Genomic DNA, 25,419 nt, shown 5'->3' with positions numbered 1-25,419 from the left:
GATCTTTCCCTTTTTTTCTTATGGGGTTGTGCCCTGTCGAGTTGCCCGCTCAACACGTACGTGCTGACAACCACACGCACCCAGTGCACGCCGATACGTCAAATCCAGGCAGATATATCACTAAGAACATTCTGAAAATGTGCGAATAGCCCGTACACCCACCCATTTTCCCAGCCCCTTGCGATGCGCATTTCTCATCACGATTACATCGGTTCGGTGATGCCCGGCAAAGTCGGCCAGCGCTTTGTCGGGTCAAAACCCGCTACAGGACTATGGGGGCCTCACTTACGCTGATACCCCGAGCGATCTGTAAGGACGAGGTCCATTCCGCTTTCGATGTAATCCTCTAATGCATCTACTGCCATGGGGTGGCCAAATAAATACCCCTGATAGTTACGGCAACCCAAATCCGCCAACATATCGCGCTGAGCTTGCGTTTCCACCCCCTCAGCAATGACCGACAAACTCATGCTGCGTGCTAATGCGACCACCGTCTTGGCGATTGCAGCGTCGTTTGGGTCCACCAGGATATCGCGGACAAATTCCTGGTCGATCTTGAGCTGGTCCAGCGGCAGGCGCTTGAGATACGCCAGGGAGGAATAACCGGTGCCAAAGTCGTCCAGCGAAAATCCAACGCCGATGGACTTCAACGCATTCATCTTGGCAATCACATCCTCGACGTTGGAGACCAGCATACTTTCAGTAATCTCCAGCTTGAGACGATGAGGATTGGCACCGCAGCGCTTGAGCACAGACCGTATTTGTTCGACAAAGTCATCCTGATTAAACTGCCGAGTACTGACGTTGACGGCGATGCTCAGGTGCGAGAATTCGGTTCTATCTGCCCATACCGCCAACTGCTGACAGGCCATCTTCAACACCTGCTGGCCTAGCGGAATAATCAAGCCGCTCGCCTCTGCCAGTGGAATGAAATCTGCCGGAAAAATCATACCGCCGCGCGGGTCTTCCCAGCGCACCAACGCTTCAACCCCTGTAATGCGACCTTGGTCCGTGATCTGCGGTTGATAGTGCAGCAGGATTTGGTGTTGTTTGATCGCCTCGCGCAAGCCATCCTCAAGTGCGATTCGAGCGCTGACGATCGCCTGCATCTGTGGGTCAAAAAAGCGCAAGACGTTGCGCCCGCAGGATTTGGCCTGGTACATAGCCAACTCGGCGCGCTTCAAGGGCTCGCTTGCATCCTCATGCTGTTCGCCGAACAGAGTGATACCTATGCTGCCCGTTCGGTGCAGGATGGATGTGCACAGTTCATAAGGATGCTCGATCTTCCGCAAAGCTATTTCGCCAATGCTTTCAGCATGGCTCGCCGCCTCCTGAGTATTGGCGCTCTGGCTTTCCAGAATAAGAGCGAATTTGTCGCCTCCAAGGCGGGCGACGGTATCGCCCTCCCGCACACAACGCCTCAATCGGTGGGCGATTTCAATTAGAAACAAGTCACCCTGGCCATGCCCCATGGTTTCATTGATTGACTTGAAATCATCGAGATCGACGAACATCAATGCACCGATCCATTGATGGCGAGCACTCGAAATCAATGCTTGCTCCAGTCGATCCATAAAGAGTCGGCGATTGGGCAATCCCGTGAGCTGGTCAGAGAACGATAGCCGTTGGATCTGCTGCTCGGCAGCCTTTCGGTCGCTAATGTCCCGGACGATCGCCTGAATGCACAAAGTGTCATCCAGGGTCATCACGTGCGCCGAAACCAGACCGGGCCACGTTCGGCCATCCTTGCTGACAAATTCAGCTTCACGATCAATGAAATATCCGTTTTGCTGCAAGAGACGAACCGACGTGTGACGCTCTTCCGGGTAGCGCCAGATATCGATATCAAAAACCGTTTTGCCAATAGTATCTTCCCGTGTCCAGCCAAATACGGGTGTAAATCCGTCATTGACCTCAAGTAGTCGCCCATCCTCAAGGCGGGTGATGACTTGACTATCCGGGCTGGTGCGGAACACGGTACGAAAGACCTCCATTTTTTTCGCCTTACGCGATTCAGTTTCACGTCGATAGCTGGTACGCGTGAAAACAAGAATGGCCAGGGTGAAAACTGCCACCAGCAAAAGTGTGATGACCACTTCCTTTCGCCAGGGAGCAAGAAAGTCGTCGGTGCTTTTTGCGACAAAAACATACAGAGGGTAATTAGCAATTTTTCGATAGCTGTAGAGTCGCTCGATGCCATCTACTGGAGCCACGGCGGTGTAACTCCCGGCCTCCGGGGACGATCGAGTCGCTTCTGTAGCCTCGGCTGAAACCAGCCTGGCGCCAACTTGCCCGCTATCATTGGCTACTTTCGGAAACCGGACGATGAGCGCCATCTCCTCATCACGAATAGCGATGACCCCTTGTTTCCCAACATCAATAGTGGAAAACATGTCGGTGAAATACTCCATCATTCGCAACGAGCCCAGCGCTACACCTGCAAAGGAGCCATCAGCGTGGTTGATGCGTCTGGACAGGAGGACCGACCAGGCTTTTGTGGTGCGTCCTATCACGGGCTTGGATACGACCATTCCCAGATGCGAATTCTCACGCAGGCGTTGGAAATACTCTCGGTCGGTTATATTCGTTATCTTGCCGGCGGTCATCAATGTTCCCCAGGGGACATTACCTTTCTCATCCGCCACCCACAGCCCTTCGCAATCCCGAATATGCGCCTGCTGCTGTGTCAGATACCCGTTGAGCAACGGCCCATCAATGCCTCCGGCAGCCATTTGCCGCTCGATTTCGCTGGTGATAGCAAACAGGGCAACATCCACTTTATCAAGGATGCCAGAGACGTTGATTGACAAGGACCGCGCCAGGTTCTCCGTTGTGATGATCGCTTGAAGCTCATGCTGTTGTTTGCTCTGGTAGAGCGCCAGGCCAGCCAGCGCATAGACAAACAAAATGATGGAAACAATACCTGCCGTAAGACGGACCGCTAAGGAATGTGAACGCCACTGCATGAGAAAGCCTCGACAAATCCAATTGGGGGCATTGCAGGTCTGTTCTTAGATTAGTCGGTCAGAAAATACTTGGCGTCAAAAAAATGAAGTACTCAACAGTTTTTTGCGTAGCGACGCGCAAATTGATCTTTTCCATGATTCGCACGGGTAGACAGACTCGTCGCAAAAGTGGTCAAAGCGCAGTCTTAATCGGAGCAAGGACAGCGGAGAAAACACCGATGTCTGGGTGCGTGCGACCGTCTGCTTCCGCAAGATCGGCGTCACGTGGAGCTGCTAGTGATGTGGGAATCGTCGATGGAAATCAATCACACCCCTTTCAATGGCGACGAGGCTGATGCACGTCGAGAGATCGAAAAGCGGATGACGGGGGTGCAGAGGTCGCTCAACCTCATTGCGTTTGAGCATGACGTTGTCAGCGAAAGGTTGATTTGAGCGCAAACAGAGACGCGTGCGGAAAAACTACCTGCCAATTGAGCCACGGAAGAAAATCCCACACGCCGCAATAATGGGTGACGCCTCAGGCGGAAAGCAGGACAGAGTTCACAGAGCGAAAATCAACGAAATCCAGATGGGGAACAAAATACAGCGAGCACAAAAAAGCCCCGTAAAACGGGGCCTTTAGGTTTAAATTTGGCGGTGAAGGAGAGATTCGAACTCTCGATACAGTTTCCTGTATACACACTTTCCAGGCGTGCTCCTTAAGCCACTCGGACACTTCACCGTATCTCTTCAAACATGTTCTGTCTGTCGAGGCGCGCTAATGTAGTCGAAAGCATTTCCGATGGCAAACATTTTTTTCAGAATTTTCATGTGGTTAACGCAATCTGGTGTTTCCCCCTGCTTGGGCCCATGGCAAACCGGCCAATCTCCGGCTTCGCGCCTTCTTCTATATAGAGGGAAATCGGCAGCCAGCACGGCGGACTACGCTCGGCGGGCGGGAAAAGGGTGACTGGCGGGTCAGTCACGGCGCTTTACCTGGCCTGCGACGGTGGGTAACGTCTGCGCAACTTTACTAAAAGGATTAGCGTCATGAGTGAGTTGATTTCTTACCATCTCGAAGACGGTATCGCGACCCTGACCTTGAGCAATGGCAAGGTCAATGCCATCTCCCCGGACGTGATTGCTGCGTTTAACGCTGCGCTGGATCAGGCTGTGGCTGATCGTGCGGTGGTGATCATTACCGGTCAGCCAGGCATTCTGTCCGGCGGTTATGACCTGAAGGTGATGACGTCCGGGCCAAAGGAAGCGGTGGCCCTGGTGACCTCCGGCTCGACGCTGGCCCGCCGCCTGCTCTCGCACCCGTTCCCGGTGATCGTCGCATGCCCTGGGCATGCCGTGGCCAAGGGCGCGTTTTTGCTGTTGTCGGCCGACTACCGCATCGGTGTCGACGGCGCCTTCAGCATTGGCCTGAACGAAGTGCAGATCGGCATGACCATGCACCACGCCGGTATTGAGCTGGCCCGTGATCGCCTGCGCAAGTCGGCATTCCATCGCTCGGTGATCAACGGTGAGATGTTCAATCCGCAGAGCGCCGTGGATGCTGGATTCCTCGACGTCGTGGTGTCGGCCGAGGAGCTTCAGGGGGCTGCGTTGGCGGCAGCTCGTCAGTTGAAGAAAATCAACATGACCGCCCATAAAAATACCAAGTTGAAAGTGCGTAAAGCGCTGCTGGAGACCCTGGATAGCGCAATCATTCAGGACCAGGAGCATTTGGGCTGAGCCCTTTGCTGCGATAACGAAAAGCCCGACCGTCGTGTCGGGCTTTTTCGTACATAACGCAGTTAAATGTCTGTAACCGCTCTAGGCTGCATCTGACCAACAAGTCGGAAACATACGCACAAACATCGGCCATCTCCTACATCTGTAACGGCAATTGCCGAAAACAGTGCACATCCGTACACTGCGCCACCTTTTGTCCCGGTGGGGCCTGCAAATGCTGTTTGTTTTGCGTATGTCATTGATGGGTCTGCACTTTATTGTGGCGGGTGTGCTGGGCGTGATGCTCGGCCTGTGCCGACCGTTCAATCCGGACAATAGCCGCCTGTGCGCGCGCCTCTATGCATGGCCGGCCATGTGCATTTTGCGCCTGCGGGTGAAAGCTGAAGTCGGGCCGTTGCTGGATAAGCCCGAGAGCTGCGTGATCATCGCCAACCATCAGTCCAACTATGACTTGTTTGTGTTCGGCAACGTGGTGCCCCGCCGTACCGTGTGCATCGGAAAAAAGAGCCTGAAATGGGTTCCACTGTTCGGCCAATTGTTCTGGCTGGCCGGCAACGTACTGATCGACCGTGGCAATGCGCAAAAAGCTCGCCAGTCGATGTTGACCACCACCCACACCCTGCAAAACGAAGACACCTCGATCTGGGTGTTCCCGGAAGGCACGCGCAATCTGGGTGAGGAGTTGCTGCCGTTCAAGAAAGGCGCCTTCCAGATGGCCATCGCTGCCGGAGTGCCGATCGTGCCGGTGTGTGTCAGCAGTTACGTCAAGCACATGCGATTGAACCGCTGGCACAGTGGGAAAATTCTGATTCGCTCGCTGCCGGCTATTCCTACCACTGGATTGAGCCTGGACGACATGCCGACGTTGATGGCCCAGTGCCGTGAACAGATGCGCGAATGCATCGAATCGATGGACCGGCAACTGCAAGCCGCCTGAAAACGAAACCCGCCCAGTGCGGGTTTTCTTTTGCCTGCAAACTTATGCTGGCGAACTCGGCAGAATTCACTGACTCTCAAGGAGCAGAAGGCTAAGCTGAGCGCCTTTAGAAATAAACGATAACCATAAGAGCTACCAATAAGTGAATCAAAACCATGGGTAGAGTTGTTGCTGCTGCCGTTTACAGCGCGGGTAAGAAAGTCACTGATATCACCCTCGACGAAGGCGCGGCCTGGGCTGCAAAGCCGGGGCACTTCGTCTGGATCGGCCTCGAAGAGCCGAATGCAGAGGAGCTGTTCAATCTGCAACGCCAGTTCAACCTGCATGAACTGGCCATCGAAGACGCTCTGGAAAAACACAGTCGACCAAAACTCGAAACCTTTGGTGATGCGCTGTTCATCGTCACGTATTCACCAATACGGGAGGACGGCAAACTCAAGTTCATCGAGACGCATATATTTGCCGGCAATGGATACATCATTACTGCGCGCAACGGTCATTCGGCGTCCTACGCGTCTGTCCGACAGCGTTGTGAGGCGCGTCCGATATTGCTCGAACACGGGGAAGATTTCGTTCTCTATGCCATCCTCGATTTCGTGATTGAAAACTACCAGCCGATGGGCGAAGCGATCCATGGGGAAATCGACGAGCTGGAACGCAATGTCATGAGCAGTTCCCTGAACGAGCACGACATTCAAAAACTCCACAGCCTGCGCCGCGATGTGTTGCGCTTGCGCCGATTTGCAGCGCCGATGGTGGAGATCGGCGAGGAATTGCAAAAGCTGAGCTTTCCGTTCATCGACAAGAACATGCGCCCGTATTTTCGTGATGTGCAGATTCATGTCACGCGGCAGATGGAAGACCTTACGACGCTCGCGGACATTGCCAGCCAGACCATCGAGGTCGGCGTTTTGCTAGAGGCGTCACGTCAGAGCGTGGTGCAACGCAAGTTTGCCGCATGGGCGGCGATTCTGGCGTTCCCGACAGCGGTGGCGGGGATTTACGGGATGAACTTCCAGAACATGCCGGAGTTGACCTGGCACTACGGATATTTCGCCGTGTTGGGATTTATTGCCGTGGGGTGTGTAAGTTTGTGGGCGAGCTTCAAGAAGTCAGGGTGGCTCTGACAGACTTTGTGGTGAGGGAGCAAGCTCCCTCACCACAGGTGAGGTTACGCCTGTTAAATAGCTTGGTTTGCCGGCTTGTGCGCCACAAACCGCATCATCCATTCGGCAACCGTTGTGCCGTGGTGTTCCTGCTCCAGGCTGGCGATGCCTTTCGAGTAAACCTGCTCGCCCAACGCCTGCTGGCGAATTTCCAGCAATGCCCGGGAGTAGTCATGAATGAACTCCGGATGGCCCTGGAAGCACAGCACCTGATCGTTGATGTGGTACGCGGCAAACGGGCAGAAATCGCTGGAGGCGATCACCGTGGCGTTTTCCGGCAGTGAGGTCACTTGGTCCTGGTGGCTGATCAACAAGGTCAGCTCTTCACGCACCGGGTTCATCCACGGCGCCTTGGCAGCCAGTTTGTAGTTGTGCGTGCCGACGCCCCAGCCCTGGGTCGCCCGTTCGCTCTTGCCACCCAACAGCAGCGCCAGCAATTGATGGCCAAAGCACACGCCCAACAGTTTGTCGCCACGCTCGTAGCGGGTCAACAGGTAGGCCTTGAGGGTTTCGATCCACGGGTCGGTGCCGAAGGAGTCGGCCTTGCTGCCCGTCACCAGATAGGCGTCGAAGGTCTGCTCATCATCGGGATAGTCGCCCTGAACCACGTTGTAGGTCGTGAATTCAGCAGCAATGGGTTGCTGCGAAAACAGGTGTTTGAACATCTGCCCGTAGCCCTGATATTGGTCGACCAATTCCGGACGCAGGTTGTCGGTTTCCAGAATGCAGATGCGTAACGACATAAAAAATACCTGACACGTGATGGGAATAATGCACACCCCAGAGCCTGCCTCGAAACACGGTGCCAAGGCAAGCCCCGAAATGCACCATCACACCCTTTAGAACGGCTCTCCTTTTGCGGCTTTTTCGAGCAACAGCGCAGGCGGCGCGAAGCGCTCGCCGTATTGCCTGGCCAGATACTGCGCTCGGGCAACGAAGTCCTGCACGCCGTACTGGTTGATAAACTGCAATGCACCGCCCGTCCATGCGGCAAAACCGATGCCGAAGATCGAGCCGACGTTGGCGTCCGCCGTCGAAGTCAGCACGCCCTCCTCCACGCAGCGCACGGTTTCGATGGCCTGCACGAACAACAGGCGATCACGTACATCCTTTGGCGAAATCTGCCCATCGGCTTTTTCGAAGCGGGTTTTCAGCTCCGGCCACAGATGCTTTTGCCCGCTCGCCGGATACTCGTAAAAACCGCCTCCAGCGGCCTTGCCCGGACGCTTGTATTCATTGAGCAGCAAGTCAATCACGGCGAACGCCGGATGCTCTATCAGCGGTTTCCCTTCTGCCTGCAGGTCTTTGGCGGTTTGCGCGCGGATATGGCTCATGAGGCTGAGGGAAACTTCGTCGGAGATCGCCAGAGGCCCGACAGGCATGCCGGCCTTGCGGGCCTCAGACTCGATCATCGGCGCACTGACGCCTTCGCCGAGCATGGCGATGCCTTCGTTGGTGAAAGTGCCAAACACCCGTGAAGTGAAGAAGCCGCGACTGTCGTTGACCACAATCGGGGTCTTCTTGATTTGCAGGACGAAATCGAAGCCTCGGGCCAGGGTTTCATCGCTGGTGTTGGTGCCTTTGATGATCTCCACCAATGGCATTTTTTCCACGGGACTGAAGAAATGCAGGCCGATGAATTTGCTTGGGTCCGGCACGGCCGTGGCAAGGCCGCTGATCGGCAGGGTCGAGGTATTCGAAGCGATCACGGCGTCCGCACCGACAACTTTCTGCGCCGCCAATGAAACCCTGGCCTTCAGCTCACGATCCTCGAACACGGCTTCGATGACCAGATCGCAGCCACTCAGGTCAGCATCGCTTTCGCTGGGCTGGATACGGCCAAGCACGGCGTCTCGTTGTTCGGTGGTCATCTGTCCGCGAGCGACTTTTTTATCCAGCAACGCCGCCGAGTGCGCCTTGCCCTTCTCGGCCGCTGCCAGGCTGATGTCCTTGAGCACCACGTCGATACCGGCCGAGGCACTGACAAACGCGATACCGGCGCCCATCATTCCGGCGCCGAGCACGCCGACTTTACGGGTGACATAAGGGGCATGCCCCTGAGGCCGCGAACCGCCCGCGTTGATTTCGTTGAGCTGGAACCAGAAGGTGCCGATCAGGTTTTTCGACACCTGGCCGGTGGTCAACTCGGTGAAGTAACGGGTTTCGATCAAGTGTGCGGTGTCGAAATCCACTTGGGCGCCCTCGACCGCCGCGCAGAGAATTTTCTCCGGTGCGGGCAGCGTGCCCTGGGTTTTGCTGCGCAAGATGGACGGCGCGATAGCCAGCATTTGCGCCACTTTCGGGTTCGACGGCGTACCGCCGGGAATCTGATAGCCCTTCACATCCCAACGTTGCACGACCGCAGGATTGGCGAGAATCCAGGCCCGTGCCTTGGCCAACAACTCTTCGCCATCTGCCGCGAGTTCATCGATCAATCCCGCCTGCAGCGCTTGCTGCGGCCGTACTTTCTTGCCTTCGAGCAAATACGGCAGCGCTTTTTCCAGGCCCAACATGCGCACCATGCGCACCACTCCGCCGCCGCCCGGCAACAGGCCAAGGGTCACTTCCGGCAGGCCGAGCTGCACTGACGAATTGTCCACTGCGACCCGGTGATGACAGGCGAGGCAGATTTCCCAGCCTCCGCCGAGCGCCGCGCCGTTGATGGCCGCGACCACGGGTTTGCCGAGGGTTTCCAGGGTGCGTAACTGACCTTTGAGGGTCAACACCCTGTCGTAGAAGGCTTTGGCTTCGGGTTTGCCAATCTTGATCAGTTCATTGAGGTCGCCTCCGGCAAAAAAGGTTTTCTTGGCCGAGGTGATGATCACGCCGGCGATGTTTTCCTTGTCGGCCACAAGGCGGGCAACACAGTCAGCCATGGCCTCGCGATACACCGCGTTCATGGTGTTGGCGCTCTGGCCCGGCATGTCGATGGTCAGGATGACGATCCCGTCCTGGCCCTTTTCGTAACGAATGGCTTCGGTCATGTATGCGTTTCCTTGGATTCGGGGCTCAGAGGCGTTCGATGATGGTGGCAATGCCCATGCCGCCGCCGACACACAGGGTCGCGAGGCCATAGCGCAGGCGCCGGGCTTCCAGCTCATCGAGCAACGTGCCGAGGATGGCGCAACCGGTGGCGCCCAGCGGGTGGCCCATCGCGATGGAACCACCGTTGACGTTGACCTTGTCCGGGTCGACCGCCATGTCCTTGATGAACTTGAGCACCACCGACGCGAAAGCCTCGTTGACTTCGAACAGGTCGATGTCTTCGACCCGCAGCCCGGCCTTGGCCAGCGCCTTGCGCGTGGCCGGTGCAGGACCGGTGAGCATGATGGTCGGATCGGTGCTGGTGACCGCCGTGGCGACGATCCGCGCCCGTGGCTGCAAGCCCAGCGCCCGGCCCTTGGCCTCGGAGCCGATCAGCATCAGTGCCGCGCCGTCGACGATCCCGGAGCTGTTGCCGGGGGTGTGGACGTGGTTGATCCGCTCGACATGGCTGTAGACCCGCAGCGCGGTGGCATCGAAGCCCATTTGCCCCATCATTTCAAAGCTCGGCTTGAGTTTGCCCAGGCCTTCGAGCGTCGAGTCGTCGCGGATGAATTCATCATGATCGAGCAGGATGATGCCGTTCTGGTCCTGCACCGGCACCAGTGATTTTTTGAACGAGCCATCAGCCCGTGCCCGCGCAGCCTTTTGCTGGGAATGCAGCGCGTAGGCATCGACGTCATGGCGACTGAAGCCTTCAAGCGTGGCAATCAGGTCGGCGCCCACCCCTTGTGGGGTGAAATGGCTGTGCAGGTTGGTGGCCGGGTCCAGCGCCCACGCCCCGCCATCGCTGCCCATCGGCACCCGCGACATGGATTCGACGCCACCGACCACCACCAGGTCTTCGAAGCCGGAACGCACTTTCATCGCCCCCAGATTCACCGCTTCCAGGCCCGACGCGCAGAACCGGTTGATCTGCACCCCCGCCACGCTGACGTCCCAATCAGCCACCAGGGCCGCGGTCTTGGCAATGTCGGAACCCTGATCGCCGATCGGCGTCACGCAGCCGAGCACCACGTCATCGACCTGGCGGGTATCGAGGGCGGTCCGCTGTTGCAGGGCAGTGAGCAAACCGGCGACCAGGTTCACCGGTTTGACGCTGTGCAAGGCGCCGTCAGCCTTGCCTTTGCCACGGGGCGTGCGTAACGCGTCGAATATCAAAGCTTGGGTCATGACGTCCTCGAACCGCAGTGCAGGTGAGTAAATTCAGAATGCTCACTCTTGGCCCGAGCCGGGTTTGATTCAATGACCGCAGCGCTCACAGACGTTGACGCTCACGCTCAGACGAACGGTAGTCGGCTATCGGATTAACCGTTTCAGGACGCCAAGCTGTCTAGCCAACGGGCGGCAAAGGAGCTGGCAATAGGCCTCATACCTTTTTTAGAGCAAATTCTGCGAACACCATATGAAATGGATCTAAACCAAGCGCGCCGCGGACTCTAAGGTGAACTTGTACGAAGTTGTCGTCGGGTTTTGCCGAGGCGCTCGTCGTTACAGGAAGTGCATCGTCCTGCCAATACGGAGCAATGCAGGCAGGCATCAGGAAATAACAATAAAGGCGGTCAAGCCATGTTCAAACAATCAAAAGTACGTCAAGCCGGGCTCATTCTTTTCGCCACTACGTTGTTGTTGATTCTGCCGAACCTGACCAAGGTGATCGGCTAGTCGTTCGTAACATTCGGCGCCACGGTTTTTTATATCGCCAAGATAAAAATGTAACTGGCTCGCTACCCGGGCCAGCATGGCTGTGCCAATCTTTGCGGCACTTCCATGACAGGGATGGCGATCCATTGAAAAAGCTTATTGCGTTGGGGGCCTTGCTGTTCGGCACGCCCCTGCTGGCCGCACAGCTGAATCTGGAGCTGGGCGCGAACAGTCGCACCTGGCAAACCGAGGCGCTGCTCAAGCATCCTCAAGTTCAAACCATCAACATCAGCAACGACGTTTCCTATAAACGGAACATGAGCTACCGCGCCGTGCCGGTGGCGGCGTTGCTGACTGGCATCAAGCCTGACGATCATCTGCAAGCGGTGGCGCTGGACGGCTTTGCCGCCGAGATGGCCGCCGCGCCGCTGCTCAATACCCAGGGCGCCCGGGCCTGGCTGGCGATTGAAGACCCGAAACAACCGTGGCCACCCATGGCCGAAGGCAAACACAGCGCCGGGCCGTTTTACCTGGTGTGGACCGATCCGCAGGCCGGCAACATCAGCCCGGAGCAATGGCCGTTCGAAGTCGCCAGCATCAAGCGCATGGCCCCGGTGGCGGAGCGCTTCCCTGCCCTGCTGCCCGATCCGGCGTTGAAGGCGGACGATTCGGTGAACAAGGGCTTTGCGCTGTTTCAGAAAAATTGCCTGGCCTGTCATCGATTGAACGGTGCCGGGGATGCGCAGTTCGGGCCTGATCTGAACATTCCGTACAACCCGACCGAGTATTTCGGCGCGGACTTCCTCAAGCGCTACATCCGTGATCCGCAGAGTCTGCGTCAGTGGCCGCAGGCGAAGATGCCCGGGTTCTCGACGCAGGTGTTGCCGGATGAGGACCTGGGGATGTTGGTGGGGTATTTGAAACACATGGCGGGGCGCAAAATCCAACCCTGACCGACCTCCCCCGCAGGCTGCGATCTTTTGATCTTTAGTATCAAAAGATCGCAGCCTGCGGCAGCGCCTACGAGGGTGACCTGTCGTTATTGCTGCTGCACGGAAATCACCGGCGCGGGCGTCGGTGACACCAGTACCTTGGCGTGCATCTGTTCGCAGCCACCGCCACGGCGCATGCCGCGGACCGGGCAGGCATCGAGGTAATCCAGGCCCACAGCGAGTTTCAGGTGACGTTCCGGCCGGGCCAGTTCGTTGGTCACGTCGAAGCTGTACCACGCGTCATCCAGCCAGGCTTCAGCCCAGGCGTGACTGGCCAGATGCTCGCAGTTCTCGCTGTACAAATACCCCGACACATAACGCGCCGGAATGCCCAGGCTGCGGGTGCAGGCCAGGAACGCATGGGTGTGGTCCTGACACACGCCCGAGCGCCCGGCGAAGGCCTGGGCCGCGCTGGTGTCGACCTCGGTGGAGCCCGGCGTATAGGTCATGTGCTGATTGAGCCCATGCATCAAATCGATCAGTGCCGTGCGATCGCGACGTTGCTTGCACTCCTTCTCGGCGAATGCGCGCAGGGCAGCATCGGCTTCGGTCAATCGGGTGAATCGCAGGAATGGCAACGCGGACTGGCTCTCATGCTCGGCCTCGCTCAATTCATCGATATCAACCTGGCCCCGGGCCCCGATGATGATCGCCTCATGGGGTTCATCCATGGTCAGCACGTGCAGGATGTTGCCGAACGGATCGAGTTGCGCACGCACCGGGCGCGGCAAATCGAGCTGCCAGCTGAGCACATGCTGGCGCTCGCTGTCGTGGGGTGTCAGTCGCAGGTACTGGATGCTCGCCCGCACCTGATCCTCATAGTGATAGGTGGTTTCGTGGCTTATGGAAAGTCTCATGCAGCCTCCAGGTAAGAACTGTGAATGGCGTTGCCCAACTGGCGCACCAGCGGGATGAACTCGGTGAGCCAGGCGTGCAGGCCTTCGTCGAGAATTTCATTGATGCCGGTGTAGCGCAGCCGTGCGTCCATTTCCGCGGCCAGCCGTTGTGCGGGACGGCCATTGGCCCCTGGCAACTGGGCGAGGATCTGGTCGATCTCTTCAGTGCAGGCGCGCAGGGAGCGCGGCACGTCGGCCCGCAGCAACAGCAATTCGGCGACATGCCGAGCACCAGGCGCGTCACGGTAGATTTCGGTGTATGCCTCGAATGACGACAAGGCCCGCAGCAGAGCGCTCCACTGGTAATACGCGTAAGCCGTGCCATCGCTGACCGCTTCCGCTTGATCACCGGCCATTTCGTAACGGGCATCGAGCAGGCGCAGCGTGTTGTCGGCCCTTTCGATAAACGTCCCCAGGCGAATGAAACGGAACGCGTCGTTACGCATGATGGTGCCGTAGGACGCCCCCCGGAACAGGTGGGAACGTTCCTTGATCCACTCGCAGAAACGGCTCATGCCGTAGCGGCTCAGCCCCTGTTGGGCGATGCCGCGAATCTCCAGCCAGGTCGCGTTGATGTTTTCCCACATGTCGGCGGTGATTCGTCCACGCACCGCATGGGCACTGGCCCGCGCCGCGCCGAGGCAACTGTAGATGCTCGCCGGGTTCTCCGCGTCCAGGGCGAAAAAATGCAGCAGCCGTTCGGCATGCAGTTCGCCGTGGCGTTCGAGGTAATCGTCCAGGGTGCCGGTAATCAACAGCGGCATCGCCAGTTCGTGCAGACCGTTGCCACGGCCATCCTGTGGCATCAGCGACAGCGAATAACTGATATCGAGCATCCGTGCGAGGTTTTCCGCCCGCTCCAGGTAACGCGACATCCAATACAAATCCGAGGCAGTTCTACTTAACATGTCAGGCTTCCTTCATTCCTCGACCACCCAGGTGTCCTTGGTTCCGCCGCCCTGGGAGGAATTCACCACCAGGGAGCCTTCACGCAGCGCGACACGGGTCAAACCGCCGGGCACGACCCGGGTTTCACGGCCAGACAAGACAAACGGACGCAGGTCGATATGGCGCGGTGCAATACCGTTTTCGACAAACGTCGGACAGGTCGACAGCGACAGCGTCGGTTGCGCGATATAAGCATGGGGTTTGGCGATGATGCGCGCGCGGAAGGATTCGATTTCCGCTGCCGTCGCCGCAGGCCCCACCAACATTCCGTAACCGCCGGAGCCCTGGGTTTCCTTGACCACCAGTTCTGACAGATTGGCCAACACGTGGGAAAGCTCAGAGGGATTACGACACTGCCACGTGGGAACGTTCTTCAGGATCGGCTCTTCATCCAGATAGAAGCGGATCATGTCGGTGACGAACGGATACACCGATTTGTCGTCCGCCACGCCGGTGCCGATGGCATTGGCCAATACGACATTGCCGGAGCGGTAAGACGACAGCAGTCCCGGCACGCCGAGCATCGATTCCGGGTTGAACGCCAGTGGATCGAGAAATGCATCGTCGAGGCGCCGGTAGATCACGTCGACAGCTTTCGGCCCGTCGGTGGTGCGCATGTAGACCTTGTCATCGCGCACGAACAAGTCCGCGCCTTCAACCAGTTCCACGCCCATTTCCCGCGCCAGAAACGCGTGCTCGAAGAACGCGCTGTTGAAGCGCCCCGGCGTCAGCACCACCACGTTCGGATTGTCGATAGGGCTGGAGCTTTTCAGGGTGTCGAGCAACAGATTCGGGTAGTGATCGATAGGGGCAATGCGTTGCGCCGCGAACAGCTCGGGGAACAGACGCATCATCATCTTGCGGTCTTCGAGCATGTAGCTGACGCCGCTGGGCGTGCGCAGATTGTCTTCGAGCACGTAATACGTGCCGTCGCCGTCGCGCACCAGATCGACCCCGGAAATGTGCGAGTAAATATCGCGGTGCAGATCCAGCCCCTGCATCGCCAACTGATACTGCTCGTTGGCCAGCACTTGCTCGGCCGGAATGATGCCGGCCTTGATGATGCGTTGCTCGTGGTAGAGGTCGGCGAGGAACATGTTCAACGCCTTGACCCGTTGAATGCAGCCACGTTCGACGACCCGCCATTCGCTGGCGGGAATGCTGCGGGGGATGGTGTCGAAGGGAATCAGGCGCTCTGTCCCCTGCTCGTCCCCATAGAGCGTGAATGTAATCCCGGCGCGATGAAATAACAGATCGGCCTCGCGTCGCCGTTGTGCCAGAAGCTCGTCAGGCGTCTCGGCAAGCCAACGGGCAAACTCCCGATAATGCGGGCGGACCTGGCCGCCGGCATCGTACATCTCATCAAAATAGGTGCGGATCATGCCGTACTCCTTGTCACCCGGACATGCAGGCCTTCGCAAGGCCCGTGCCATCGGCAGAAACGCTTTGATATCAATCGGTTGGATTGTCACTGCGCATTCGCCGCACCAATCCTGTGCGGTAATTACCCCAACCCGATCGCCCCCGCTCCATTACAAGGCGTGATGAACGCCTACGACCAGCATAGTCGGTAGGAGCCGGCTTGCTGGCGATGGGGCCTATGAGTCATGTGCTGCACTTCAAAGACGCCTTCGCTGGCAAGCCAGCTCCTACGAAAAGCCGGAGAGTCGTGGCCTCATGATCGACGGCAAAAACGAAAACGGCCAACCCGAAGGTCAGCCGTCATTGCTGGTTGTCACTGTTCATAATTTTATGCGAGTCGCCCTCGTACCTCCTGTTTCACACCCCAGCCTTCGATAATGCCCCCTAATGGCTCGACCACCGCTTCGAAACCCTGTTCGAAATCGCCGATGTCGTCGTAAGTGGCATACATGACTTTACTCAACTCCAACGCCCAGGCACCGTCGTCACGCACGCTGATCTGCGCATTCAGGGATTCACCACGATGAAAATGACCTGCCGCCCTGCGCGCCCGCTCCTCGTCCGGGAAAATGGCGTAGAACTCGATGGGATGAAACCGCGAAAAATCAAAACCGCCTTCTTTCATGCGGCGCAACACGCTGCTGCTGATGTCTTCTTGATAGGCTGTGCTCATGAAACGTCCTCCTCAAACGATGGATAGACTTTCCGTACTCCCAGCGCCCGCAACCGAACAGCGCGAGCGACGGCAACCGATGTGCCGACGGGAAACAAGCATGGAGCTGACAAGACCAGACCTTAGCGATCCGTTCGCTGATCTCGATTGCAGAGTAGCTTCAAGATAGAGCTGCTGCCAAGGTCTGGATGAGAATGCGACAGGAGATGTTCAGATTGGCGTAATGCCGAGGATTTGAATGCTGTTCTGGCTTTTGAGGCTTTTGACGCCTGCATCGGCGGTACGCCCTTCCAGATCGTTCAGATCCAGTTCGGCGGCGACAGGAAGGAAGCGTTCCTTGATGAGTTTGGCGGCCTGCTCGTTGTTCGGGCATTCCGCGCTCTCGAATACTTCGTCAACTTGTTCGCCGTGATCATCTACGAAGGTGACTTTCCACTTTTGCATTGGTGCCTCCTCGATAAAACCCATGGACGGGCTTACACCTATCTCGACCTTGTCAGCTGTCTAATGTTCCGCCGGATCTGCACCCATCGCAGATCTCTGTAGGAGCGAGCCTGCTCGCGAAAAACTTGAGAACGCCGCGTTAAATCAGACATCCCGCGTCATCGTTCACGTCCATCGCGAGCAGGCTCGCTCCTACAGGTCTACGTTTCAATCCATCAGTCGTTGCTTGGCTTGTTCACCGCTTGCAGCACGTACTGCGGCAGGGCGAAGGCGCCGATGTGGATTTCCGGGTTGTAGTAGCGGGTGACGATGCCGCTGCCGGCGAAGCGTTGTTGCAGGGTGTCGCGCGACAGTTTGCGATAAGCCGTGTCGGTTGCGCCCCAGGCGAAGGTCATCGCGCCGCCGATGTAGGTCGGTATGGCGGCCTGGTAGAAGTGCCAGTCGGGGAACAGGCTGCGCAGGCGACCGGCGGTAGTCTTCACTTCTTCGATCTGCATGAACGGTGTGCCGTTCTGCGTCACCAGGATGCCGCCCTCATTCAGGCAGCGGTGGCAGGCCTGGTAGAAATTTTCCGAGAACAGCACTTCACCCGGGCCGATCGGGTCGGTGGAGTCGGAAATGATCACGTCGAATTTTTCGGTGGTGGTGGCGACGAAACGCATGCCGTCGTCGATCACCAGGTTCAGGCGTGGATCATCGAACGCACCCTTGGAATGGTTCGGCAGGAATTCCTTGCACATGTCGACCACGGTACCGTCGATCTCGACCATGGTGATGTGTTCGACGCTGCGGTGCTTGGCCACTTCGCGCAACATGCCGCCGTCACCGCCGCCGATGATCAGCACGCGTTTGGCTGCGCCATGGGCCAGGATCGGCACGTGGGTGAGCATTTCGTGGTAGATGAATTCGTCGGCTTCGGTGGTCTGGATCACGCCGTCCAGTGCCATCACGCGGCCCATGCGCGGGTTTTCAAAGATCACCAGGTGCTGGTGTTCGGTGCGCACTTCGTGCAGCAGTTTTTCCATGCGAAAACGCTGGCCGTAGCCTTCGTAGAGGGTTTCCAGGTAGTCGCTGGCGGGGACGTTGCTCATGGGAAGTGCTCCGATGAATGCGGGTGGCAACGGACGGTTACCCGCCCATGATGGCCAATCGATCGACTCGATTGACCGGGAAAGGCGCGCATTCTACGTTGCGGAACATGACAGGTCGAACCTCTGTTGATCGGCTCGCCACAATCCTGTGGGAGCGAGGCTTGCCCGCGATGGGATCGCCTCGCTCTATCGGGTAGACCACGTCGTGTGCATCGCGGGCAAGCCACGTTCCTACCGGTTCAGTGTCGCTTGTTCAGATTTTGACATTGCCCCGCGGTCCGGCAATGGCCCAGATGATCAACCCCAGCACCGGCAACAGCGCGATCAACAACACCCAGACGACTTTCATGCCGGTCCCGGTGCTGCTTTTGACCACATTGATGATGGCCCAGATGTCCAGGACGAAAATGATCAAGGCAGCCAGATTGTTGAACGTTGAACCCATGGTGATGCTCCGAAAGAGTGATAAGCCCGCTTAGGATAGTCCGTCGTCGCGCAGGCATCCTTAATTTGACTTTGTTTTGCTATCAGACGTGGATGGCCACTTTCAGGGCTTCCAGCGACGGCGCGGCGGCGATGCCGACTTCGGCGCACAATTCCAGCACTCGCGGCACGTCGTTGCCGAAGACCAGCACCACTTGCAACTCGTCGTCCAGCAACTGGCTGAAGTTCATCAGCGTGTAACCGCCGTTTTCCTTGTTCAGGCTGCTCATCTGCACCTGGATGCGATTGAGCGCGGTCAAGGCTTCGGTCTTGGCCAGTTGCTTGGGTTTGATGTTGAAGTCGATGCCAGGGCCGAACGAGGCAACGATCTGGGCGAACAGATCCATGTAGGTGTCAGCCTGGAACAGCACGGTCTCCGGCAGGCTGCCGACGACGACCCATTCACCCAGCGGGATCGGGAAAGTCTCGTCGTAGTTGATGTCCGGATTGGCCGTCAGAAACGCCGCTGGATCGGCGTAGGCCTGAGCCGCTTCGTCGGCGACCTTGAGGATTTCGTCTTCGCCCATGCACCCGGAGCTGATTTTGCTGATGAGTTCGACGAGTGCGGCTTTCATGGGCGGATCCTGTAGCGAAGGGAATTTTGAGGGCGCGAAGGATACCGCAAGGATAGGTTCAAATGACCAAAAAGATCGCAGCCTGCGGCAGCTCCTACAGAGGGACACCCTCCCAATGTAGGAGCTGCCGCAGGCTGCGATCTTTTGAAACCAATCAACCCAGCAATTTTTCCAACTGAGCAACGGTATCGGAAGCACCCATGGTTCTGGCCGCGTCCAGTGCCGTGATGCCATTGGCATCCTTGGCTTTCGGGTCGGCGCCTTTGCTGATCAGGTAGTCGACCACTTCAACGCGGTTGAACATCGCGGCCATCATCAGCGCCGTGCGGCCATCGAAAGACGAACCTTCAACCTGCGCACCACCTTCGACCAAGGCCTTGATCACCGCGAGATCGCCCTTGAAGGCAGCACCGGCAATCGGGCTTTGACCGTTGTCGTTGCGGATCTCCGGGTCGGCCTTGTGCTCCAGCAGGACTTTCACCGTGTCCACGTGGCCGTGGTAGGCGGCCAGCATCAGCAGGGTGTCACCCTTGTGATTACGCAGGTTCGGCGGCAACCCCTTGCTCAGCAGCGCGGCCATCATCGCCGCATCACCTTCCCGTGCCTTGTTGAATACCTGTTCGGCAAATTCGGCAGCTTCTTCGGGGGTCATCTGGCGGCTTTTGTCTGACATCGGGCACTCCGTTTTCTGTCATTCGTAAAAGCCGACAGTTTCCCGAGCGCGTCCGACACTGTCACTTGTTTTTTCTCATGGGTCGCCATAGCCAGATTCAATAGCGGTACTTGCCACTGTGAATGTCAGACAGCAACTGCTCGGTCACTTGCACATAAGTCTGCGTCCCAGGCAGCCAGGCGTAGATCGGATCATCACCGGTCTTGCCCGGGTCGAAGGCTTCGTCCTTGAGGCGGGTCTTCTGGTACTTGAAGGTTCCGGTGGTTTCCATTTTCACTTTCACCCGCAGGAACAGCGGCACGGCATAAGACGGCATTTGCTGTTGGGCGAAGGCCAGCAGTTCACTGAAATCCAGGGTCGCCAGGGATTCGGCGGGCGTGATCGCCGCCATGCCGGCCCGGCCATTGGTGTTGTGGATTTCCACGCCGTAAGCCACGGCCTCGGAAATATGCGGATGTTGCAGGAGGATGTTCTCGACCTCGGTGGTCGAGACGTTTTCGCCCTTCCAGCGATAGGTATCGCCCAGGCGATCGACAAACTGCGCGTGACCGAAACCGATGTTACGCAGCAAGTCACCGGTATTGAAGTAACGGTCACCCTTCTCGAACACATCATCAAGCACCACCTTGGCGGTCTTCTGCGGATCGGTGTAACCATCCAGCGGGGCCTTGTCGTCGATTTTCGCCAGCAACAAACCCTGCTCGCCCTTGGCGACTTTGCGCATCAGGCCCTTGGCATCACGGATTGGCGCCCCGCTGTCGTGGTCATACGCCACCAGTTCCCAGGACATCAGGGAAAAACCGATGGTGTTATCGAAATTCAGAACGTTGGTGAAGCCGATGTTGCCATCGCTGGCCGCGTAGAGCTCGCAAATGTGATTGACCGCAAACCGGGTCTTGAACGCGTTCCAGGCCCCGGGACGCAGGCCGTTGCCGATCATTTTCTTTACGCCGTGCCGGTTGTCCTCGGCGCTGGGTGGCTGGTCCACCAGATACCGACACAATTCACCGACGTAGCCGATGGTGGTGGCCCGGTACTGACGCACGTCATTCCAGAACTGACTGGCGCTGAATTTTCGGCGGATGGCAAAACCGGAAGCGCCGCTGATGGCCGAACCCCAGCACACACACAGCCCAGTGGCGTGATACAGCGGCAAGGTGCAGTAGACGATGTCGTCCGGCTGCATATCCAGGGCGATCATCCCGAAGCTCGCGGAGCTGCGCATCCAGCGGCCATGCTTGAACACGCCGGCCTTGGGCAAGCCCGTGGTGCCCGAGGTGTAGATATAGAAACAAGGGTCGTCGAAGAAAATCTGCCGGCAGCTGAGCGGATTGTCGCTGGACGCGTCGAGGCTGGCGGTCATTAGATTGATGAAGCCTTCGGGGGCAATACCCGGTTGGCGAGAGGTATCCTTGTCGGCGACAAACCAGGTGCGTCTGGCGTCGATCGCCACCCGTTCACGGACCGCCGAATAGGCTGGGACCAATTCCTCGCCGACCACCATCGCCTTCGGCGCCACCAGGTTCAGACTGTGCACCAGGGTGTCGCGGGTCTGCGAGGTGTTGACCAGCGCACTGACCGCCCCGACCTTGGCCACGGCCAGAATGGTCACCAGCAGTTCCGGACGGTTTTCGATGAACACCGCCACCACATCGCCCTTGCCGATGCCTTGGCTGATCAGGTGATGGGCGATGCGATTGGCCCACTGGTTGACGTCGGTGTAGCTCAGCGTCACCGGGCCCTGCAGCAGGGCCGGGCCATCGGGGTTGCGCAACGTGGCCTGCTCGAAGCTCCAGCCCAGACCGCACGACTGGGTCGGGTCCGTGACGTTTGCGACCTTCATGCCTTTCACCACCCGTGGGATGGCTTTGGCAATGGAAGGCAGCTTGCGGAGCATCATGCTCCAGGTAATCGTGTCCTTCGATGTACGGCTCATGCTTGCTCCCGTTCGATCTTCTTATTGTCGGGCAACGGTGATTGAACCCGAAAATACGTCAACGGTTCTTGAGCTGTACACGCGGTTTTTGAAATGTTTTGTATCTGCGACCTTGGTCCGCGACCTTGGTCCGCAAGTTGTTCCGCAATCCGCCTCTCATCGCGAACCCGGGCTTGCGCAATGGTTCCATCGAGTCGCCGAGCGACCTCGCAAAATGCAGGATGCACGATGGCCATTCATGCAGAATGCACGAAAGCAAAAATCACCACAAAAACCAAGTCATTGTTTTTTATAGGATTTTCTAAAAAACAAATGCTGGCACAATCACTGCAACCCTCTCCGCATGCTTGCCATTAAAAGCCAACGGAGCCGAAAGACATGAACCTGATCCAGGAAAAATTTTCGTCATTGTTCTCCAACTTCGAAGTCACCACCCAGAATCGGCCTGACGGCGGAATCCTGCTGACGCTGAGTGCTGAGGGCAAAGTGTTCAAACGCTCGATTTCCTATCAGCAATTGCACAATGGCGACCAACTGTCGTGGGTCATCAGCGCCATACGCCGCGATCTCGCGGAACAGGCCAGTGAGCTGCCGCAGATTTGCATGCTGCAAAGTCAGCAACGGTTTGCGCTGCCGACTTATCACTCGCTGTAAAAAACTGTAGGAGCGAGCTTGCTCGCGATAACGGGGTGTCAATCAACATTGATGTTGAATGACAGATCGCAATCGCGAGCAAGCTTGCTCCTACAGGTTTTGTGGTGTTTAGAAGACAGCAGGATCTATCCGCGCAAAGCTGTCCACGGTGACATGTCCGGTTAGTTCCCCACCCTCGCGGGCCAGGCCGCAAGTGGCCATTCCCGCTTCGCGTGCGGCGTCCAGTTCTTCGACGATATCTGACAGAAACAGAATCTGCCCCGCCTCGACGTTGATCGCCTGTGTGATGTTGGCGTAGGACTGCGCCTCGCGCTTGGGGCCTGATGTGGTGTCGAAATAGCCACTGAACAGCGGCGTCAAATCCCCCGCTTCCGAGCAGCCGAAGATCAGGCGTTGAGCCTGGATCGAACCGGACGAGTACACAAACAGTTGATAGCCCTCCTGATGCCAGCGCTTGAGCGCTTCAACGGCGTCCGGGTACACGTGGCCCTTCAATTGCCCGGCCTGGTATCCCTGCTCCCAGACCATTCCCTGCAACGCCTTCAATGGCGTGGCCTTGCGGTCCTCGGCGATCCAGCCCAGCAGGATCTCGATGACGCGCTCGACGTCAGCGTTCGGCTCCTGGCTGTCGCTGCGCACGGCAGTGAGTTGCGCGGCCACATCGGCACGCGCGGCGTTCTGGCGGACAAAGTCCGGCAGGTGTTTGGCGGCGTAGGGAAACAGCACGTCGAACACAAAACTCACCGCGCTGGTGGTGCCTTCGATGTCGGTGAGGATCGCTTTGATCGGCATCGACTCAGTCCTCCAGACGCGGGAATTGGTTGGCGATGTCTTCGCCGGTGAAATTGGCGACCCAGCCTTCCGGGTTGTTGAACAGGCGAATCGCGATGAAATGCGGATGCTCACCCATGTCGAACCAGTGCTTGGTACCGGCCGGCACCGAAATCAGGTCGTTTTTCTCGCAGAGCACGGCGTAGACATAATCGTCGATGTGCAGGGTAAACAAGCCACGCCCGGCGACGAAAAAGCGCACTTCGTCCTCGCCATGGCGGTGTTCGTTGAGGAACTTGGCGCGCAGTTCGACTTTTTGCGGGTGATCGCTGTTGAGGCTGATCACATCGACGGTGATGTAGCCGCGTTCGCTCATCAACTGGTCGATTTGCGTCTGATAGGCGGCGATCACTTCTTCCTGGCTGGCGCCCGGCTGGAGTTTCGCAGCGGCCTGCCAACGGTCGAAACGCACGCCCTGCTCGGCCAGGGTCGAGGCGATGTCTTCGAAATGGGTCAGCACCTTGTTGGGGATTTCAGGGCTGGAGACGTGATAGACGGACAGGCTGCTCATCAGGGCAACTCCTTAACGGTTCAAGCTTTAAAGAGCGAGCGCATTTTCAACTCGCACTCGAACAAAAATTCAAAGGCCTCGATCTGCCGCAGGGCATCGCTCATGCGTGCGCCCCAGGTGTAGAGGCCATGACCGCGAATCAGGTAACCGACGCAATCGGGATGGGCGTCGAGCCAAGGCTGCACCTTGGCGGCCAGGCGTGCAATGTCCTGGTCGTTGTCGAAAATCGGCACCCGCACCCGGGATTCGTGGGTCGTCACACCGCTGAAGGCCTTTTGCAGTTCGTAGTCTTCAAACTCGATGAAGTCTTGCGGCGTCAGGCGCGACAGCACCGTGGCGTTCACCGAATGGGTGTGCAGCACGGCACCGATTTCCGCCCGCCAGCTATAGAGCTGGGTGTGCAGCAGGGTTTCGGCGGACGGTTTCTTGCCCGGCTCCAGGCTGTTGCCCGAGAGGTCGGTGGCCAGTACATCGTCCTGGCCCAACTGGCCTTTGTGCTTGCCGGATACAGTCAGCAAGGCTTCGGTCGGTGAAAGTCGGGTCGAATAATTGCTACTGGTGGCCGGCGACCAGCCGCGGCCATACAGAAAACGCCCGGCGTCGATGATTTCCTGGGCGAGGTGTTCACGGGTAAGGCTCATGGCCTGTCCTCTTGCATACATGTGGCAATGATAACGGCAGCCGCGACAGCGGCGAGGCTGGCAATACTAAAGGTCAATGCGGCGCCGAGCGTGTTCCAGCTATAGCCGGAATACAAAGCGCCCAATGCGCCGCCGGTGCCGGCCAATGCGGCGTACAACGCCTGGCCTTGCCCTTGCTGGCGCGCACCGAAGCTACGTTGCACGAATGAAATGGCAGCGGCGTGAAAGCTGCCGAAAGTCGCCGCGTGCAATACCTGGGCAAACAACAGCACCCACAAAAATTCGGCCAGCGACCCGAGCAGCAACCAGCGCAGCGCCGCCAACAGAAAACTCGCCATCAGCACCCGGCGCAGGGAGAACCGCGCGAGGATCTTGCTCATGGCCAAAAACATCAGGACTTCGGCGACCACGCCGACCGCCCAGAGCATGCCGATCACGCCACGGCTGTAACCCAATCGCTCAAGGTGCAGGGTCAAAAATGTGTAATACGGCCCGTGGCTCATCTGCATCAGCGCCACACAGCCGTAAAACGCCAACACGCCGGGGTTGCGCAATTGTCTGAGAAAGCCCTCCCCCGCCACCCGGTTGCCTGGCGCCGGTTGGGCATTCGGCACCCACAGGCTGCTGAGCACGATGCCAGCCATGATCAGCGCCAGCGCCGCCGGGTAGATGTCCAGGCTCAGCCATTCGAACAACCGGCCCAGCGCCACCACGGTGATGATGAAACCGATCGAGCCCCACAAGCGAATCTGGCTGTAGCGCGAGGTCTGGCCCTGCAAATGCGCCAGGGTAATGACTTCGAACTGCGGCAACACCGCGTGCCAGAAAAAGGCGTGCAAAGCCATGACCATCGCCAGCCAGGCGTAGGACTTGCTGACGAAAATCAGCGAGAACGTCAGCAGCGTGCACACCGCGCCGAAACGCACGATAGCCAGCCGCCGCCCGGTGTAGTCGCCCAGCCAGCCCCAGATGTTCGGCGCCACGCAGCGCATCAGCATCGGGATCGCCACCAGTTCGCCGATGCGTGCGGCGCTGAAACCCAGGTGATCGAAGTACAGCGCCAGAAACGGCGCCGTCGAACCGAGCAAGGCGAAATAGAACAGATAGAAACTGGAGAGCCGCCAGTACGGCAGCGCCGCTGTCGTCATCAGACAGCAGCGGCTTTGAGGTCAGCC

At 58.1% G+C, this 25,419-nt stretch carries 24 protein-coding genes, 1 tRNA gene and 1 pseudogene; 6 read left to right on the top strand and 20 right to left on the bottom strand.

Annotation, left to right across the window (positions count from 1 at the left end):
- Positions 1-156: 156 nt before the first annotated feature.
- Positions 157-252 (bottom strand): annotated as a pseudogene (locus QYH43_RS26905) (universal stress protein); the annotation flags it as partial.
- 29 nt (positions 253-281) lie between these two features.
- The gene (locus QYH43_RS10265; protein WP_301157010.1) at positions 282-2,966 is read right to left on the bottom strand and encodes an EAL domain-containing protein; all 2,685 of its coding nucleotides are present in this window, start codon (positions 2,964-2,966) and stop codon (positions 282-284) included.
- 294 nt (positions 2,967-3,260) lie between these two features.
- Between QYH43_RS10265 and QYH43_RS10260 the strand changes: the two genes are divergently transcribed.
- Positions 3,261-3,398 (top strand): hypothetical protein, encoded by a 138-nt coding sequence (locus QYH43_RS10260; RefSeq protein WP_301157009.1) that lies wholly within the window; start codon positions 3,261-3,263, stop codon positions 3,396-3,398.
- Between the two features lie 199 nt (positions 3,399-3,597).
- On the opposite strand, the gene QYH43_RS10255 is transcribed toward QYH43_RS10260, so the two are convergent.
- Positions 3,598-3,687 (bottom strand) — tRNA-Ser (locus QYH43_RS10255).
- 308 nt (positions 3,688-3,995) lie between these two features.
- Here QYH43_RS10255 and QYH43_RS10250 point away from each other — a divergent pair.
- The 3 genes from QYH43_RS10250 (at position 3,996) to QYH43_RS10240 (ending at position 6,749) form a co-directional block, all read left to right on the top strand.
- The gene (locus tag QYH43_RS10250) at positions 3,996-4,685 is read left to right on the top strand and encodes a crotonase/enoyl-CoA hydratase family protein (protein ID WP_301157008.1); all 690 of its coding nucleotides are present in this window, start codon (positions 3,996-3,998) and stop codon (positions 4,683-4,685) included.
- A gap of 214 nt (positions 4,686-4,899) precedes the next feature.
- The gene (locus tag QYH43_RS10245) at positions 4,900-5,622 is read left to right on the top strand and encodes a 1-acyl-sn-glycerol-3-phosphate acyltransferase (protein WP_301157007.1); all 723 of its coding nucleotides are present in this window, start codon (positions 4,900-4,902) and stop codon (positions 5,620-5,622) included.
- A 155-nt stretch (positions 5,623-5,777) separates the two neighbouring features.
- Complete coding sequence (locus QYH43_RS10240; protein WP_095059124.1) at positions 5,778-6,749, top strand: magnesium and cobalt transport protein CorA; 972 nt, start codon at positions 5,778-5,780, stop codon at positions 6,747-6,749.
- Between the two features lie 53 nt (positions 6,750-6,802).
- On the opposite strand, the gene QYH43_RS10235 is transcribed toward QYH43_RS10240, so the two are convergent.
- The 3 genes from QYH43_RS10235 to QYH43_RS10225 all read right to left on the bottom strand — a co-directional run bounded on the left by QYH43_RS10235 (position 6,803) and on the right by QYH43_RS10225 (position 11,003).
- Positions 6,803-7,531: an amidotransferase gene (locus tag QYH43_RS10235; RefSeq protein WP_095059123.1), complete on the bottom strand. Its 729-nt coding sequence runs from the start codon at positions 7,529-7,531 to the stop codon at positions 6,803-6,805.
- Positions 7,532-7,627: 96 nt separating this feature from the next.
- Positions 7,628-9,772, bottom strand: a complete 2,145-nt coding sequence (locus QYH43_RS10230) for a 3-hydroxyacyl-CoA dehydrogenase NAD-binding domain-containing protein (protein ID WP_301157006.1) — start codon at positions 9,770-9,772, stop codon at positions 7,628-7,630.
- Between the two features lie 25 nt (positions 9,773-9,797).
- Complete coding sequence (locus QYH43_RS10225; protein ID WP_301157005.1) at positions 9,798-11,003, bottom strand: acetyl-CoA C-acetyltransferase; 1,206 nt, start codon at positions 11,001-11,003, stop codon at positions 9,798-9,800.
- 617 nt (positions 11,004-11,620) lie between these two features.
- Here QYH43_RS10225 and QYH43_RS10220 point away from each other — a divergent pair.
- Complete coding sequence (locus QYH43_RS10220) at positions 11,621-12,427, top strand: cytochrome c (protein ID WP_301157004.1); 807 nt, start codon at positions 11,621-11,623, stop codon at positions 12,425-12,427.
- An 86-nt stretch (positions 12,428-12,513) separates the two neighbouring features.
- On the opposite strand, the gene QYH43_RS10215 is transcribed toward QYH43_RS10220, so the two are convergent.
- From QYH43_RS10215 to QYH43_RS10170, 10 genes are all read right to left on the bottom strand, one after another.
- Positions 12,514-13,323 carry a transglutaminase family protein gene (locus QYH43_RS10215; RefSeq protein ID WP_095059119.1) on the bottom strand — a complete coding sequence of 270 codons (810 nt, stop codon included), beginning with the start codon at positions 13,321-13,323 and terminating at the stop codon, positions 12,514-12,516.
- Positions 13,320-14,270: an alpha-E domain-containing protein gene (locus QYH43_RS10210; protein WP_301157003.1), complete on the bottom strand. Its 951-nt coding sequence runs from the start codon at positions 14,268-14,270 to the stop codon at positions 13,320-13,322. Before QYH43_RS10210 ends, QYH43_RS10215 begins: the two co-directional genes overlap by 4 nt.
- A gap of 12 nt (positions 14,271-14,282) precedes the next feature.
- On the bottom strand, positions 14,283-15,692 hold the full coding sequence (locus QYH43_RS10205) for a circularly permuted type 2 ATP-grasp protein (RefSeq protein ID WP_301157002.1): 1,410 nt from the start codon (positions 15,690-15,692) through the stop codon (positions 14,283-14,285).
- 368 nt (positions 15,693-16,060) lie between these two features.
- A complete protein-coding gene (locus tag QYH43_RS10200; protein ID WP_053157306.1) occupies positions 16,061-16,405 on the bottom strand; it encodes a ribonuclease E inhibitor RraB in 345 nt (114 codons plus the stop codon).
- Between the two features lie 210 nt (positions 16,406-16,615).
- Positions 16,616-16,849: a hypothetical protein gene (locus QYH43_RS10195; RefSeq protein WP_095059116.1), complete on the bottom strand. Its 234-nt coding sequence runs from the start codon at positions 16,847-16,849 to the stop codon at positions 16,616-16,618.
- A gap of 215 nt (positions 16,850-17,064) precedes the next feature.
- Positions 17,065-17,940: a polyamine aminopropyltransferase gene (speE, locus tag QYH43_RS10190; protein WP_301157001.1), complete on the bottom strand. Its 876-nt coding sequence runs from the start codon at positions 17,938-17,940 to the stop codon at positions 17,065-17,067.
- Between the two features lie 253 nt (positions 17,941-18,193).
- Positions 18,194-18,385, bottom strand: coding sequence for a PLD nuclease N-terminal domain-containing protein (locus QYH43_RS10185; protein WP_301157000.1), 192 nt, complete (start codon positions 18,383-18,385; stop codon positions 18,194-18,196).
- Positions 18,386-18,467: 82 nt separating this feature from the next.
- Complete coding sequence (locus QYH43_RS10180; RefSeq protein WP_301156999.1) at positions 18,468-18,998, bottom strand: hypothetical protein; 531 nt, start codon at positions 18,996-18,998, stop codon at positions 18,468-18,470.
- 154 nt (positions 18,999-19,152) lie between these two features.
- Entirely contained in the window at positions 19,153-19,671 is a 519-nt protein-coding gene (locus QYH43_RS10175; protein ID WP_301156998.1) for an ankyrin repeat domain-containing protein, read from the bottom strand.
- Positions 19,672-19,768: 97 nt separating this feature from the next.
- The gene (locus QYH43_RS10170) at positions 19,769-21,607 is read right to left on the bottom strand and encodes a long-chain-acyl-CoA synthetase (protein ID WP_301156997.1); all 1,839 of its coding nucleotides are present in this window, start codon (positions 21,605-21,607) and stop codon (positions 19,769-19,771) included.
- Positions 21,608-21,985: 378 nt separating this feature from the next.
- On the opposite strand from QYH43_RS10170, the gene QYH43_RS10165 reads away from it, so the two are divergent.
- Positions 21,986-22,261 (top strand): DUF3509 domain-containing protein, encoded by a 276-nt coding sequence (locus QYH43_RS10165; protein WP_095059110.1) that lies wholly within the window; start codon positions 21,986-21,988, stop codon positions 22,259-22,261.
- 108 nt (positions 22,262-22,369) lie between these two features.
- Here the strand turns inward: QYH43_RS10165 and mtnC are convergent, their stop codons facing one another.
- The 4 genes from mtnC to QYH43_RS10145 are packed head-to-tail and all read right to left on the bottom strand — an operon-like array spanning position 22,370 to position 25,392.
- The gene (mtnC, locus tag QYH43_RS10160) at positions 22,370-23,053 is read right to left on the bottom strand and encodes an acireductone synthase (protein WP_301156996.1); all 684 of its coding nucleotides are present in this window, start codon (positions 23,051-23,053) and stop codon (positions 22,370-22,372) included.
- A 4-nt stretch (positions 23,054-23,057) separates the two neighbouring features.
- Positions 23,058-23,603: an acireductone dioxygenase gene (locus QYH43_RS10155; protein WP_095152353.1), complete on the bottom strand. Its 546-nt coding sequence runs from the start codon at positions 23,601-23,603 to the stop codon at positions 23,058-23,060.
- A gap of 20 nt (positions 23,604-23,623) precedes the next feature.
- The gene (locus tag QYH43_RS10150) at positions 23,624-24,244 is read right to left on the bottom strand and encodes a methylthioribulose 1-phosphate dehydratase (RefSeq protein WP_095059107.1); all 621 of its coding nucleotides are present in this window, start codon (positions 24,242-24,244) and stop codon (positions 23,624-23,626) included.
- Positions 24,241-25,392 (bottom strand): MFS transporter, encoded by a 1,152-nt coding sequence (locus QYH43_RS10145; protein WP_095059106.1) that lies wholly within the window; start codon positions 25,390-25,392, stop codon positions 24,241-24,243. The genes QYH43_RS10150 and QYH43_RS10145 overlap by 4 nt, the downstream gene beginning before the upstream one ends.
- Positions 25,393-25,419 lie beyond the last annotated feature (27 nt).

The organism is Pseudomonas sp. C32 (genome assembly GCF_030417915.1).
Classification (GTDB): Bacteria; Pseudomonadota; Gammaproteobacteria; order Pseudomonadales; family Pseudomonadaceae; genus Aquipseudomonas.
Note: the sequence above shows the minus strand (reverse complement) of the source record. Positions and strands in the feature narration are given on the sequence as shown.